Source organism: Clostridium pascui (genome assembly GCF_016908015.1).
In the GTDB taxonomy this organism is placed as follows: Bacteria; Bacillota; Clostridia; order Clostridiales; family Clostridiaceae; genus Clostridium_AK; species Clostridium_AK pascui.
This window is the reverse complement of record NZ_JAFBDB010000001.1, coordinates 133,863-148,504: the sequence shown is the minus strand read 5'-3', so window position 1 is coordinate 148,504 and position 14,642 is coordinate 133,863. Positions and strand designations below refer to the sequence as shown.

The following is a 14,642-nucleotide window of genomic DNA, read 5'->3' as shown; positions in this document are numbered from 1 at the left end:
AAAAAACCGACCAAGGTTAATCCTCTATATTTTCTTACACTTAAAAGCACTATCATGTCTATCTTATTATCCCATGAAATCCTTGACTTCACGTACTATTTTCCTTCAAAAGGCCAAGCGTCTCCACATGTGCTGTGATAGAAAGATGATACTAATACGCGTTAAAATTGATTTTCCGTAAAGATGTGCCCCTTTAAAGCAAGGGGGTCGTGTTGTTCTATCGGCTAAACTTTAGGAAAATTTTTCCACCATACATATTATAGTTCACAACCATTGCGATTATTCTTATATATGCTTTAACTCCATGTCAGTTTCTCAAGTGCAATATGACTGCGGTACCAATCATCGCTTTCTAGAAGCACTTCAGGCGAGCCAACATTTTTAACTCTACCGTGTTCTAATATAACCACAGTATCACTTGCAATCATTGAGGATAAACGGTGAGATATAGACAATATCGTATGTGCTTTACTTGCCTTTTGAAGTACATACACTATTTTTTCTTCTGTTATAGAATCAAGGTTTGCCGTAATCTCATCTAGGAGTAGTATAGGAGGATTTGTTACAATAGCCCTGGCTATTGCAAGAAGTTGTTTTTGTCCCTGTGAAAAAAGGTTATTTCTGTTTACTATAGTATCCATACCGCTTTCTAAAGTCGCTACATAATCCTTAAGTCCCACAAAGTCCAAAGCCTTTTCTACTTGCTCTCTTGTAATACTCCCGTCTTGCAAACTTATTTGTTCCGCAACAGTACCCTTAATTATATGAAAGCTTTGATCCACATATCCGAAGATCTTCCGTTTTTCAGAGTTTGGTATACTGTAAACATCCATTCCGTTAATTGTTATACTGCCCTTTGTTGGTTTCAAAAGCCCCATTATGAGCTTAAATAAGGTAGTTTTACCAACCCCAGTCCTTCCCACAAAAGTAACCTTCTCATTTGGTTTTAAGCTAAGGTCAATATTTTGAAGAACGTCAGCACCTTCTTCATATTGAAAGGTAATACCGTTAAAAGATAATTGCACATCTTCACGATTTGTAATTATATCTTCTGCCTTTAATTCATGGTTCTTAAAATCATCTTCAGGTTCACTATAAAAATCATTTACCCTTTTGATGCCGGATATGGCCTGTTGAATATTTTGAAGCTCCATACCAAGGTTTTCAATTGGTCCAAACAAGTTAGATATTAATTCAATCGTAGCTGCAACCATGCCTAAGGATATATCCAAAATGTTTAGCTGCGTGGATGATAATACAACAATGAAGGCTATAATAACAGCACGAGTAAATTGAATTAAGGGTGAGTACACAGAATCATAAAAATTTACCTTATCTACAGTTTTATAATTATCAAGCAAATATCTCTTATAATTCTCTTCCATATAGCTTTCCTTGCTGTAGGATTTAATCATCTGTATATTTTTTAAGCTTTCTGAAATATGATTATTTACCCTGCCAATAAGTATTCGATTTTCAATCTGCGCTTTAAGCATTCTTTTTTGAAAAAGTCGTGTAATACCATAAATAGCTGGCATTAGCAATAAAGTTACAATTCCAATCTTGCTGCTAAATGTCCAAATTGAAATTACAATACCTATAAGCTTAAAGCAGTCAACCATCATTCCAATGATACCACTGGTAAACAGTGAATTGATTGCATCAACATCATTAGTAAATCTTGAAATCACTGTTCCAGAGCTATTCGAGGAAAAGAACATCGCATTTATCCTTTCGAGCTTCTCCATCATTTCCACTCTTATCTCTTTAGTTATTTTTTGTCCTAGGATTGTAAGAACAGCCTCTTTTACAAAGTCAAATATTCCTATAAACAATAATACCCCAATATAGGAAGCAGCCAGTGCGAGTAATTTTTCAGATTTTTGGGGTGCAAGATTATTGTCAACTATATATTTTAAAATTTGAGGAGGAATTAAACTTGTGATTACAACTCCGCAAATCGCAAACACTAATAACGTGCTTAACCCGGTATTATTTTTAACTACTTTAACTATTGCCCTTTTTATTAAGCTATTCTTCATCACTGTCTCCCCCCTCTGTACATTGTAAATTATATATTTTGGCATAAAGCTCAGAGTTTTTCATAAGCTCATCATGTGTACCGTAGTCTACTGTCCTATTGGTTTTTAATAATATTATTTTATTTATTCTGTTAAAGATAGCCAGGCGGTGGGAAATTAAGATAATCAAGCTATCTTTGTAATTGTTTTTTAGGTTTTCAATAATTCTCTCTTCTGTTTTCATATCAACTGCTGAAAAAGGATCGTCTAATATTATAATTTTATTTTTGTTAAGAAGTGCTCTGGCAAGAGCTATCCTTGCCTGCTGGCCACCGCTTAATTTTATTCCGCTGTTTCCAACTAAGGTGTCTTGCCCATTTGCCATTGAATCCAAATCTGTATCAAAGCAAACATCTTCTAATACAGAAGTTATGTCTTCAATACTGCCCAGGGTTATATTGTTGTATATAGTATCAGAAAGCAGTTGAGGCCTATGGCCAAGGTAAGAAATCATCTGACTTTTCTCGCATTCTGAGTAGTCTTTAAGCTCCTTGCCATCTATTTTGATGTTGCCTAAATAGGGATACAAGCCTAATAAGGATAATCCGAGTGTAGATTTACCTGAAGCAATAGAACCGGTTACACCAATAATCTCACCTTTCATAGCTTCAAAACTGATGTTCTCAATAATGTTTTCCCTACCTTCCTCATAAGCGAAGCTAAGATTTTTCACCGAAAGTGTAGTATCTCTTCTATTTATATTCGAAGAATTATCTTTAGTTTTGCATTCTGCAAGATATGGTTTAATACGCTTCCAGGATACCTGGGACTTTTGTACAGAATTGAAGAGCTTTGCTGCTTTACTTGCCTTAACCGCCATAGCAGTAAACATAGCAACATAAGTAGAGAAAACTCCCACAGTCCAGCCCCCATTAATAACCTTTGTACCTCCAAGGTAAATAACCATAATAATTCCAAGCATTGCTATAACGTTGTAAACAGGCTGCATGGAATTTTCTAATATATTGGCTTTAATAGCCTTGTCCTGTAAATCCTTCAACTCATCATTATACCTTACCCTATTTTTGGCTTCTATGCCGGTTACACGATAAAGCATGGAATTTTCAATTGTATCATAGGTAATATCTGCAACTTCACTGCTCTTCTTTCGGTAATCCTTCGAATACTTATATATAACGCTTTTTAATTTTTCAGCAATTACCATAGCAACTGGCACAAAAATAATAGAAAGGACTGATATTTTCACATCATAAACAAGCATCGAAATCAGATAGGATATCATAAGTACACCAGTATCAAAAATTTCTGTGGTGAACTTTCGCATTCCTTCAACACACAAATCAACATCACAAATAACTCTTGTCATGAGGTTGCCCGTTTTTTCATTATCCAACTCAGACGTGCTTTTGTGCATTATATTATTGTATATCATAAGCCTTATTGTTGAACTTGTACTGTTGGCAAAACGTCTTATGTAAAAACGCTTAACACACCGAAGAAGCTGAGTGGTTCCAATAAGTGCAGCATATGTAACTGCAAGTAATACTACAGAAAACAAGCTATTCCCTTGGGCAATAGAGTCTATAAGTTTCCCTTGATATATAGGACCTAGAATGATTGTAACATTACTTGATATTCCAAATACTATAATACAGGCTGCAACAAACTTTTCTTTCTTCCAATAGTTTATAATTCTATCCGGTTGTTTCATAGGTTCAATCTTTAATTTTGACATAGCAATCCCCCCTTTAATAATAATACTACTTTTTACATTAAAATGCAATTATCTATACATTAATTACACCTAAAACCACACTGCATCGCACTTATCGTCTTTTATTCAATTGACCAGTAATATCTATTCGTATATAATTAAAGGTAAATAGACAACTGAGTAAAGTTGCTGACAATTACAGAAAATAATTCTTAATATTGAAATGGGGGAAATAGTGTGGATAATGATATTTTAAATTTAGAACAAGCCTGTGACTTTTTAGGAGTTGGGGAAAGAACATTAATAAAATTGTTAAGGGAAGAGCATATACCAGCTAGAAAGATAGGCAGGGAGTGGAGATTTAGCAAGTCTGCCCTTATGAATTGGATTGCATCTGGAGACTCATATGAATATGCAAATAAAGAAGAACTGTATGAAGTGGTTAAAGACACGAGTGGTAATTATGATGTTATGCTGGACAACATTTTTGATGAAGTATCAAATATTAAAGTAAATAGGAGTATCAACTCATTGTTAAAAGACGTTCCGGGAGGAATAGATATTCCAGACAATATTAAGCTTAGGGTTAGTTACAAGCAGAAAAGAGAAATAGAAAAATTGGAATTTAAGTTATTTTGGCCGCTAAGAGATCAACATAGATTCATTTCAAAGGAAAAATAACCCTGCGTACGCTACCTCTCTCTTTTGGGAGAAGATTATCATAATTACCCATTACAAAATCTGTATTTCAATATTGTCCACAAAATAAAAGCCGATTAAAGCTGCATATGAAGCAACTCTAACCGGCTTTTGTATATTACTATTTAATATCGCATTCAATTTCTGTGCCCTCTAGAAGCGTAACTACAACTTTTTCTCCTTCAAAAACAGTCATCTTCTCAATTGTCTAAAAAACAAATCCATATCAAACTCTTCAATCGACTCAGCATTGTATGCCATTTCTATGAACCTTTTTGCTTTGTATCTTTGAAGTAGGTTTTCGCTTTTCATCAACTGCTTCCACTTCTCCATAAAATAATTCTTATTTTCAATCATAGCATTAAATGTATTTATAAAAACTTGGTATAAAACTCTATCATCTATATGCTTATTCTCACAACTTTTCTCACCTTTTACTGTGTACTTCTTATTACATCTCCAAATAATTCTTCTAAGTCTTTCATTGTTGAAGTTCTATACCTTTCTGCCAAAGGTACTGCCACAGTGTCCACAAATAACTCTTCCAGCAAAAGGATTATCAACTGTGGCATAATCTAATTTCCTAATGTTATATTTTTCAGCAAAGGCTCTTCTTCTCTCCATTTCAAGCTGTACTGCCTCTCACATTTCTTTATCTATTGTGGCAGGATGGCTTTCTTCTACATAGTATTGAGGAACCTCACCATTATTCTCTACCCTTTTCTTTGTAAGGAAATCCACCGTGTAGGTCTTTTGAAGCAATGCATCTCCCTTATACTTTTCATTACTAAGCATTTTTCTTATGCTGGTTTTATACCACTTTGATTTTCCGTTCCAATTAGGAACTCCTTCAACTTCAAGTTCTCTTGTAATCCTATTGGGGCCTTTTCCATCAAGGTAATCTGTGTAAATTCTTCTTACAATCTTAGCTTGTTTTTTATTTATTATAAGGTTACCTTCTTCATCTTTATCATAACCTAAAAATTTATTATGGTTTACTACCACTTTTCCTTGTTGAAATCTTCTTCTAATCCCCCAGGTAGAGTTCTAACTTATTGAACGACTCTCGTCTTGAGGTGTCAGAGGAAACATATCTTAAAACAACAAAACTTATTCTAAAATATAACTTTTTTGTTATTACTATGTTTAAAATTTTATTTTTTAGCAAACCATATATTGTGTTCGCAAATATATGCAAAAGGAAGGTGTGTCACCTGTGTCTAAAGAAGTTGAAATCAGTAAGTATAATTTGGATCAGGAGAAGCTAAAAAAGTTGGAAGAGTATATTGATGGTCTTGAGGTGAAAGAAGGTGAACTCATAAACATACTTCATGAAGCTCAAGATATTTTCGGATACCTGCCAGAAGAACTCCAATTATTTATTTCTAGAAAACTTGGGATTAGTGCAGCAAAGGTTTTTGGTGTGGTTACATTTTATTCTTTCTTCACTATGGAGCCAAAAGGAAAGCACGTAATAAGTGTTTGTATGGGAACTGCTTGTTTTGTTAAGGGTGCAGATAAAATACTTAATGAATTCCGAAAACTCCTTAATATAAAAGAAGGCAGTTCCACAGAGGATGGAATGTTTACAATAGATACCTTAAGATGTGTTGGAGCCTGTGGCTTAGCACCAGTTGTTATAGTTGATGGAAAAGTATTTGGAAGAGTAAAGGTTGAAGATGTCCAAAATATTATTAAGCAATATAGTACAGAAGATGCATTAGTTGGCTCAAAGTAGTTTCTCGAAGAGGAGGATTAAAATGGTAAAAATAAATTCATTTCAGGAACTAAAGACCTTAAGTGAAAAATCAAAAGCCTTGCTTGCAAACCGAAGCAGAGAAGATGGAAAAAAAGATACTGATGATAAGACTATAGATATCATGGTATGCGGCGGAACAGGATGTCAGGCCTCTGGCGGTATTGAAGTTGTAAAGGTTTTAGAAGAAGAACGTGATGTAGCAGGACTAAGAGATAAAGTAAAAATTGTTACTACAGGTTGTTTTGGCTTTTGCGAAAAAGGCCCAATAGTAAAGGTTATGCCGGAAAATATTTTTTACATAGAAGTTAACGAAGAAAAGGCTAGAAAAATATTTCAAGAACATATATTGGGCGGAAAAGTTGTTGAAGATTGCTTATACAAAGACCCTGCTACCCACCAGCACCTTGATAAACAAAGTGATCTTCCCTTTTATAAGAAGCAGATTAGAATTGCTCTTAGAAATTGTGGACTCATTAACCCTGAAGATATTCATGAATATATTGCAGTTCAAGGTTATCAGGCACTTGGAAAGGCACTATTTGAAATGTCTCCCGAATCTGTAATTGATGCGGTTAAACGCAGCGGCTTAAGAGGTAGAGGCGGCGGCGGTTTCCCAACAGGAGTAAAATGGGAAATGACAAGAAAGTCTGAAAATAAAGTAAAGTATGTAATTTGTAATGCTGACGAAGGCGACCCGGGAGCCTTTATGGACAGAAGCATCCTTGAAGGCGACCCCCATTCTGTAATCGAATCAATGATGTTAACAGGTTATTGTATAGGTTCTTCTCAAGGCTTCATATATATCAGAGCAGAATACCCCCTTGCTATACAAAGACTTAGAATAGCTATTAAACAGGCCTATGATTTAGGGCTGCTTGGAAAGAATATACTTGGTAGTGATTTTTCCTTTGACATAAAACTTAAATATGGAGCTGGTGCATTTATCTGCGGTGAAGAAACTGCACTAATTAATTCCATAGAAGGAGGACGTGGAGAACCAACAGTGAAGCCTCCATTCCCATCACAGGTTGGCTTGTGGAAACGTCCTACAAATATCAATAATGTAGAGACTTTAGCTAACATTCCTCCAATTTTATTAAAAGGTGCCGAATGGTTTAGTTCTATAGGTACTGAAAAAAGTAAGGGAACTAAAGTTTTTGCCCTAGCAGGGAAAATTAACAATGTGGGACTTGTGGAAGTGCCAATGGGAATTACATTAAGGGAAATTATCTATGATCTTGGAGGAGGCATAGTTAATAACCGTAAGTTTAAAGCAGTGCAAACTGGCGGACCTTCTGGTGGCTGCATACCTGCAGATAGCCTTGACACCCCAATAGATTATGAAAGCTTAGGCGACATAGGTTCAATGATGGGCTCTGGTGGTATGATAGTCATGGATGAAGACGATTGTATGGTTAATATAGCAAAATTCTATTTGGAATTTTCAGTTGATGAATCCTGCGGTAAGTGTACTGCCTGCAGAGTTGGAAATCAGAGAATGCTTGAAATTTTAAAGGATATTACTGAAGGAAAAGGAACAATGGAACACCTTGAGGGTTTAAAAGACCTTGGATATATAATAAAAGATTCTTCATTATGCGGACTTGGTCAATCTTCTCCAAATCCTATATTAAGTACAATGAAGTTTTTCTGGGATGAATATGTGGCTCATGTAGTAGATAAAAACTGTCCTGCAGGAGTGTGCACAGCACTTTCAAAATACCACATCGATCCTGAGAAATGTATCGGCTGTACCGCTTGCTCAAAAGCATGTCCTGTTAATGCAATTACAGGATCATTGAAAAAAGCACATGTGGTAAATAAGGATATATGTATTAAATGTGGTGCTTGCGAATCCACCTGTAAATTTAAGGCCATATCCCGAAAATAGTAACTTAAGGAGGAAAAATCATGGAAAGTAATTTAGATAAACCTACGGAGCTTGGTACAGAAACTGTATCTTTAACTATAAATGGTTATAAAATAACCGTTCCAAAAGGTACGACTATTTTATATGCTGCTCGTCAGGCTCAAATAAATATCCCTACACTATGCTATCTTGATCTTCATGATATCAAGATGGTAAACAGAACTGCTTCCTGTAGAGTTTGCCTTGTAGAAGTAGAAGGGCGTAGAAATCTTGCACCTGCCTGCTCAACTGAGGCTACAGAAGGAATGGTTGTAAAAACCGATACTCTTCGCGCAATAAAAGCTAGGCGAACCATGGTAGAGCTTCTACTTTCAGACCACCCTACTGACTGCTTGGTATGTGAAAAGAACACAACCTGCCAGCTTCAGCAATTGGCAGCTGATTTAGGTATAAGAAAAATAAGGTATAAAGGTGAAATGTCTAATTATCCAAAGGACTCTTCAAGCGGTGCTCTCTATAGAAATCTTGATAAATGTATAATGTGCAGAAGATGTGAAACCATGTGCAATGAAGTTCAAACTTGTAATATCTACTCTGCCGTTGACAGAGGCTTTGAAACTGTTGTTTCACCAGCCTTCGGAAGACCAATGCTAGATACAATGTGTACCTTCTGCGGCCAATGCGTTCAAGTTTGCCCAACAGCTGCACTAACTCAAGTTACCAATGTATCAAAAGTGTGGGAAGTGCTTGCCGATCCTGATAGATATGTTATAGTTCAAACTGCACCAGCTATCAGAGTGGCTTTAGGTGAAAAATTTGATATGGACCCAGGAACTATAGTAACAGGAAAAATGGTGGCTGCTCTTAGAAGATTGGGCTTTAGAAAAGTATTCGATACAAATTTTGCAGCAGATGTTACTATTGTTGAAGAGGCACACGAGTTTATGGATAGACTTCAAAATGGAGGAAGACTCCCTATTTTAACAAGTTGCTGTCCTAGCTGGGTAAAATTCATAGAGCACCAGTTCCCTGATCTCTTGGATATTCCTTCGACTTGTAAATCACCGCATATAATGTTTGGAACCATTGCCAAAACTTATTTAGCTGAAAAAATGGGTATTGATCCTGAAAAAATTGTAGTTGTTTCAGTAATGCCATGTATTGCAAAGAAATATGAAATAGTAAGACCAGAGCTTGAGCATAATGGACAAAAAAATGTTGATCTTGTTATTACTACTAGAGAACTAGCAGATATGATTATTGAAGCAGGACTTAAATTCCAAGAGTTACCTGATGAGGATTTTGATGATCCTTTGGGAGAATCTACCGGTGCATCAGTTATATTTGGGGTAACAGGCGGAGTTATTGAGGCTGCACTTAGAACAACCTATGAATGGATGACAAATAAGCCCCTTGATGAGATTGAGTTTCATGATGTAAGAGGTTTAGACGGCTTAAAGCAAGCTACGGTTAATATAAATGGTAAGGATATCAGAATTGGTGTGGCTCATGGTCTTGGAAATGCAAGAGCTCTTCTTGAATCAATCCAATCAGGTAAAGAGGAATACCATGCCATCGAAATAATGGCTTGTCCTGGTGGATGTATAGATGGTGGTGGTCAGCCATATCATTTTGGTGATATAGAAATTGTTAAAAAGAGAATGGAGGCAATATATAGAGAAGATAGAAGTAAACATATTAGAAAATCTCACGAAAACCCTGTAGTTCAGCAAATGTATAAGGAGTATATGGGTGAAATTGGTGGAAAAAAAGCCCATGATTTACTGCATACTCATTTCTATAAGAGAGAAAAAATTTAAGAAATTAGGACTTGGATAATATCCAGGTCCTATACTTTTCTATTCAACTCCTGATTTTAAGGCTTCACCCATGGAAACCGCGTTAACTTTTTTCTTACACATAAGCTTCGATAATTCATATGAAAGCATCACAATAACAAATCCAATTAAGATATATGGTAGATCAATCCTCATAGGCGGCACTGACATACCAACACTATTCTCAAGAGATTTAGCCAACACCCCTATTGCAGCAATAGTTAACGGTACTCCAATAATATATCCAATTACAACTACAATAGTTGAGCTGTTAAGAATCAGTGAATTTATCTCCTTCTTCCTATAACCAAAAACCTTCATGAGAGAAATTACATTCTTATTTTCCTCAACCATTAGCGAAGTTACTGCATAGATGACAATAACTCCAATAGCAAATGCCACTGCAGCTAAGCTGCCAATCATTGACTGCATAGGCGCCATGCTCTCTTTAACTCCAGAAATCTTTTCCTTTAATGTTACTACACTATGGGATTCATTCTCAGTAATATTAATAGGCACATTACTAAATACTCCTGTATAACTTCCCTCTGGCATCCCAAACTTTTTATTATAATCTGCTAAGGGCATGAATATATACTTTCCTGCATAGGTATCTGCTATACTGTCAATCTTTACAGTAAATATACGTCCATCTATCTTTCTTACAATATTTGCAGTATCTCCCTGTTTTAACTTCAGCTGATTGGCAAGAGACTTTGTTATAATCACTTGGTTTGTTTTTAGTCTAGCACCAGATTCATCTTCAAGTGTAACCATAGTGGAATCTGGCATAATTCCACAAACATAAAAATCCTTTTTTTCATCGTCTGACTTCAGAAATAATGATGCTGATACAGGCTCAGCACCTGATGGCAGCGGCTTACTTCGTAAATTGTCAAACTTATACTCGTACTCAAAAGGATACACACTTGTTACGCTGCCTTCTGAAAGAAGGTAATCCATGGAACTTTTCAGAGAAAATCCCCACTGTAAAAGCATTGTTGCTACTACAATTCCAGCAAGTAAGAAAGCAAGCCTAGATAAACTTCTAAGCTGTTCTCTGATTTTAAACTTTGTAGAGAACTTAAATGTATCAAGCTTTAGAATTCGCTCAAAAGGATTTACTTTGTTCTTTTCTTTCCTGCCTTTCATCAGTTCCACAGGGGAATGTTTCAGTTCCTTTTGAATGACAAAGTATCCGCTGCACCCGAGGAATATAATTGGCAGCAAAATACCTAGTATCATTACCATAGAATTAAATTTTATTCCGGTGAGTGGTATATTGAAGTAAGCAAACATAAATGCTACCATTGACCGCACTGGAAATGTCCCAATAATAGTTCCAATTATACCTCCTATAATAGCTATTAGTATTGGAAATATCAAATAATGCCGATATATTTCCTTTCTTCTATACCCTATGGCATACAATGCACCAATGATGCTTGCTTCACGGTTGATTAGTCTCCAAATAATATTCGCAACCATAATGCAGGCTAATACCAAAATACCAGTAGGCACACCTTTGCTTACAAGATTTAAAATATTAATTTCAGCATCTACGATATTAACTCTCTTATTATCTTCAACGCTTGTCCATTGGAGTACATTAATTCCTTTGTTCTTTAAAAGATTTCTAAACTCTACTGACTGAACATTAGCTTTCTTATCAGTGTTAACAAACTTAACTGCGTAAAAACTGCTCCCCTTTTGAAATATATTGAAATCCTCTTGACTTACAACTGCTATTCCAAAACCTTCCCCAGGCATCATGTCTGTTTCCGACTGCAGAGGATAAATGTAATTCGGCAGTGCCATAAATCCTTTAATTGTAAATAAATTATCCGATATATTTATCTTATCACCAATTTTAAAATTGTTTTTAGAAGCAAAAGCAGGACTTATGAGTATATCTCCACTTTCACTTAACTCTTTACCCTCAAGAATCGCAGGAATATTAACCTTGTTATTTTTGCTGAATATACGCAGCGTTTTCTCCTTTGAAAACTTATGGTCAAAGCTTTTACCTTCTTCAATTACTACATTGGCTGAAGCTTCAATTTCTTGCAAATTATTAATTTTTTTATCCGTTATTAATGAAGCATCTTCCTGTGTATATTTACTTTTAAATTCATTTGAAAGGCGTGTAAAATTACCAGCAAACTGAGTCATCAATGTAAATGCCAAGCAGCTGAAAATAATCATCATAACTGCCCCCAAATACTGCGCTTTATTTTCCATCAAAACACGCTTAATTCTATTATTAATCACCATTACCATTCAATCCTTTCTGCTGGAATAGTTATCTGGTTAATTGCTTCTTCTACTATTTCTCCACTTCTAAGCTTAAATACTCTATTAGCCATAGAAGCAATGGCCGCGTTGTGAGTTATCATCAAAATAGTTGTCCCATATTTTTCATTTATCTCCTGTAAAAGCTTTAGAATACTTCGTGATGTCTGATAGTCAAGAGCACCAGTCGGCTCATCGCAAAGCAATAGCTTTGGATTCTTTACAATCGCTCTTGCAATGGATACCCTTTGCTGTTCGCCCCCGCTTAGTTCTCTAGGAAAACGGTGTTTTTTATCCTGCATTCCAACCGCAGCTAAAACTTCATCAGTATTTAATGATGATTTACTGATGTTTGATGCCACTTCAATGTTTTCTCCGACGTTAAGATTAGGAACCAGGTTATAGAACTGAAACACAAAACTTATCCCCTCACGTCTGTAATCGGTAAGTTTATCATCATTTAAATTGTTTATGTCGATTCCATTAACTACTACTCTGCCACTGTCACCTCGGTCAATACCTCCAATGATATTCATTAATGTGGATTTTCCTGAACCTGATGGACCAAGAATAACGCCAATATCTCTCTCCTCAAGCTTCATTTCAATTCCCTTTAAAACCTCAGTTGTAATAGAGCCGGATGTGTAGCTTTTCTTCAAGTTTGAAATCTCAATAAACATATTAGTCTTCCTCCTTTTTATAAAAACAGCGCTTCATTATATCAAAATAACTATCCCATTCTTTAAGCAGCTCTATGTCGATATCTTCAAATGAATTTAATTTATTTACTTGCTGCTCTGAAAAGCTTAGCATAGTCCAATTAATGATATTAAGAGTTTTTTCAATATCAATGTCATCACGAAATTTTGTAAAATCTATGTTTTCGTAGATTTTTTCAAAACCTTTTTGAGTAATATTGTTACGTATTTTGTCGATTTCAGATTTCACTTCAGAAGCTTCTTCGTTGTTAGCATTCTTAAGAAAGTTAAATGCCTGAGGAAACTTTTTCATCACCTTAAACTTAATTAATCCTATTTCTCTACTTCTATTAAAAACGTCTCTTTGATTTAAGTCTATTTCATCATAAATTTTATCAATGATTTTAGATATATATTCAAGCAAAAATAAATATAATTCCTTTTTACTATTAAAATAGTTGAATAATGACCCCTTAGATATTCCTGCTTCTTTTATGATCTTATTTGTAGAAGCCTTTGAATAACCATTTTGTGCAAACTCTCCAATAGCTGCATTAATAATATCTTCCCTTTTTTCCTGTTCTAAACTATAAAATTTCGAATAAATGATAATCGCCTCATTCCTTTTTTTGCAAAAACCTTTTGACCTATGCGGTCATTTTTATTTTATATCAAATGACCATATTGGTCAAGTTTATTTTGAAAATTATTAAATATAATAAACTTTTCCAAGCTTTTCACATATACTATGATTATAATTTCTATTTTAATTAGAGGTGAAAATTATTAGATTCATAATTATTGGGGATTCTAAAGGAAAAGAGCATGGAATAAATGAAAATGTACTTACAAAAATACTAAGTGAAAGCTCTAAGTTAAAACCCGAACCAGAATTTATTGTAATGCTAGGAGATATGGTAGCTGGAAGTCATGATGAAAATGTTTTAAAAAGTCAGCTTAAGAGATTAAGAAAGCTAGTTGAAAAATTTTACCCAAATAAGCTTCTACTCCCAGTGGTAGGTAATCATGAAGTTAATATTGAACCATTAGATGATAAATATGAAAAAATTTTTAAAGAAGTTTATAAAGATTTATACCCAGATAATTTTTTAAAAAACTACAACAACACTGTATACTACAAGGACTTTCGGAATATGCGGGCAATAATACTTAATTCCTTTCATTTTAATTCTTTGCATAAAATTGATGAAACCCAACTGAATTGGCTTAAAAATATAGCCTCATCCACAATGAAAAGTAAGATTCTCTTTGTTCATTCTCCCGCCTATCCTACAGGGGCTCATCTTGGGAACTGCTTAGATTTGTATCCTGAATGCAGAGACGCTTTTTGGAATATAGTAGATAACTGCAATATTCAAGTTGTTTTTTCTGGCCACGAACATAATTATTCCAGAAGAAGGATAAATAGTATTAATAGAAGTATATATCAAGTCATTACCGGTGGTGGTGGTGAGAAACTTAAAGATAAATACAAAGATAAAAAAGGAGTGTTAGTAAAGCCCATAGCTGTCTATCATTTTGTAGTTGTGGACGTAGAATACGACATCATAAAAGTCTTTGCTGTTAATTATAAGGGTGAAAAGCTAGATGAGTTTGTAATCTTAACAAACTAATTTTCAAAGGAGCCCTAAGGTATTTCCACTTATCTTTCCAATTATACACCTTGTGGTGAATAAAATAAAAACAAGCCAAAATGAATCCTGCAGACC

The 14,642-nt window shown here is 34.9% G+C and carries 12 protein-coding genes and 1 pseudogene; 5 read left to right on the top strand and 8 right to left on the bottom strand.

Annotated elements, in window-relative coordinates; all coding sequences use genetic code 11:
* Positions 1-296: 296 nt before the first annotated feature.
* Positions 297-2,042 (bottom strand): ABC transporter ATP-binding protein, encoded by a 1,746-nt coding sequence (locus tag JOC70_RS00820; RefSeq protein ID WP_207755203.1) that lies wholly within the window; start codon positions 2,040-2,042, stop codon positions 297-299.
* On the bottom strand, positions 2,032-3,777 hold the full coding sequence (locus tag JOC70_RS00815) for an ABC transporter ATP-binding protein (protein ID WP_204597029.1): 1,746 nt from the start codon (positions 3,775-3,777) through the stop codon (positions 2,032-2,034). The genes JOC70_RS00820 and JOC70_RS00815 overlap by 11 nt, the downstream gene beginning before the upstream one ends.
* A gap of 216 nt (positions 3,778-3,993) precedes the next feature.
* Here JOC70_RS00815 and JOC70_RS00810 point away from each other — a divergent pair, with 216 nt between their 5' ends.
* Positions 3,994-4,437, top strand: a complete 444-nt coding sequence (locus JOC70_RS00810; protein WP_204597028.1) for a helix-turn-helix domain-containing protein — start codon at positions 3,994-3,996, stop codon at positions 4,435-4,437.
* A 452-nt stretch (positions 4,438-4,889) separates the two neighbouring features.
* On the opposite strand, the gene JOC70_RS19110 is transcribed toward JOC70_RS00810, so the two are convergent.
* Together JOC70_RS19110 and JOC70_RS19470 are read right to left on the bottom strand one after the other, a co-directional pair.
* Positions 4,890-5,027 (bottom strand): hypothetical protein, encoded by a 138-nt coding sequence (locus JOC70_RS19110; protein ID WP_243429012.1) that lies wholly within the window; start codon positions 5,025-5,027, stop codon positions 4,890-4,892.
* A 70-nt stretch (positions 5,028-5,097) separates the two neighbouring features.
* Positions 5,098-5,460, bottom strand: a complete 363-nt coding sequence (locus JOC70_RS19470) for a recombinase family protein (protein ID WP_341534837.1) — start codon at positions 5,458-5,460, stop codon at positions 5,098-5,100.
* 187 nt (positions 5,461-5,647) lie between these two features.
* Here JOC70_RS19470 and JOC70_RS00800 point away from each other — a divergent pair, with 187 nt between their 5' ends.
* From JOC70_RS00800 to JOC70_RS00790, 3 genes are read left to right on the top strand one after another with little or no spacing between them, the layout of a single operon-like run.
* Positions 5,648-6,193: an NADH-quinone oxidoreductase subunit NuoE family protein gene (locus JOC70_RS00800; RefSeq protein ID WP_204597027.1), complete on the top strand. Its 546-nt coding sequence runs from the start codon at positions 5,648-5,650 to the stop codon at positions 6,191-6,193.
* Positions 6,194-6,215: 22 nt separating this feature from the next.
* The gene (locus JOC70_RS00795) at positions 6,216-8,105 is read left to right on the top strand and encodes an NADH-quinone oxidoreductase subunit NuoF (protein ID WP_204597026.1); all 1,890 of its coding nucleotides are present in this window, start codon (positions 6,216-6,218) and stop codon (positions 8,103-8,105) included.
* A 20-nt stretch (positions 8,106-8,125) separates the two neighbouring features.
* Positions 8,126-9,904 carry an NADH-dependent [FeFe] hydrogenase, group A6 gene (locus tag JOC70_RS00790; RefSeq protein WP_204597025.1) on the top strand — a complete coding sequence of 593 codons (1,779 nt, stop codon included), beginning with the start codon at positions 8,126-8,128 and terminating at the stop codon, positions 9,902-9,904.
* Between the two features lie 39 nt (positions 9,905-9,943).
* On the opposite strand, the gene JOC70_RS00785 is transcribed toward JOC70_RS00790, so the two are convergent.
* From JOC70_RS00785 to JOC70_RS19595, 4 genes and pseudogenes are all read right to left on the bottom strand, one after another.
* On the bottom strand, positions 9,944-12,130 hold the full coding sequence (locus JOC70_RS00785) for an ABC transporter permease (RefSeq protein WP_204597024.1): 2,187 nt from the start codon (positions 12,128-12,130) through the stop codon (positions 9,944-9,946).
* Positions 12,131-12,195: 65 nt separating this feature from the next.
* A complete protein-coding gene (locus tag JOC70_RS00780) occupies positions 12,196-12,894 on the bottom strand; it encodes an ABC transporter ATP-binding protein (RefSeq protein WP_204597023.1) in 699 nt (232 codons plus the stop codon).
* Between the two features lies 1 nt (position 12,895).
* Positions 12,896-13,336 carry a hypothetical protein gene (locus tag JOC70_RS00775; protein WP_243429011.1) on the bottom strand — a complete coding sequence of 147 codons (441 nt, stop codon included), beginning with the start codon at positions 13,334-13,336 and terminating at the stop codon, positions 12,896-12,898.
* Between the two features lie 66 nt (positions 13,337-13,402).
* Positions 13,403-13,459: pseudogene (locus JOC70_RS19595) on the bottom strand (hypothetical protein); the annotation flags it as partial.
* A 229-nt stretch (positions 13,460-13,688) separates the two neighbouring features.
* On the opposite strand from JOC70_RS19595, the gene JOC70_RS00770 reads away from it, so the two are divergent.
* Positions 13,689-14,546: a metallophosphoesterase family protein gene (locus JOC70_RS00770; protein WP_341534834.1), complete on the top strand. Its 858-nt coding sequence runs from the start codon at positions 13,689-13,691 to the stop codon at positions 14,544-14,546.
* The last annotated feature ends 96 nt before the right edge of the window (positions 14,547-14,642 follow it).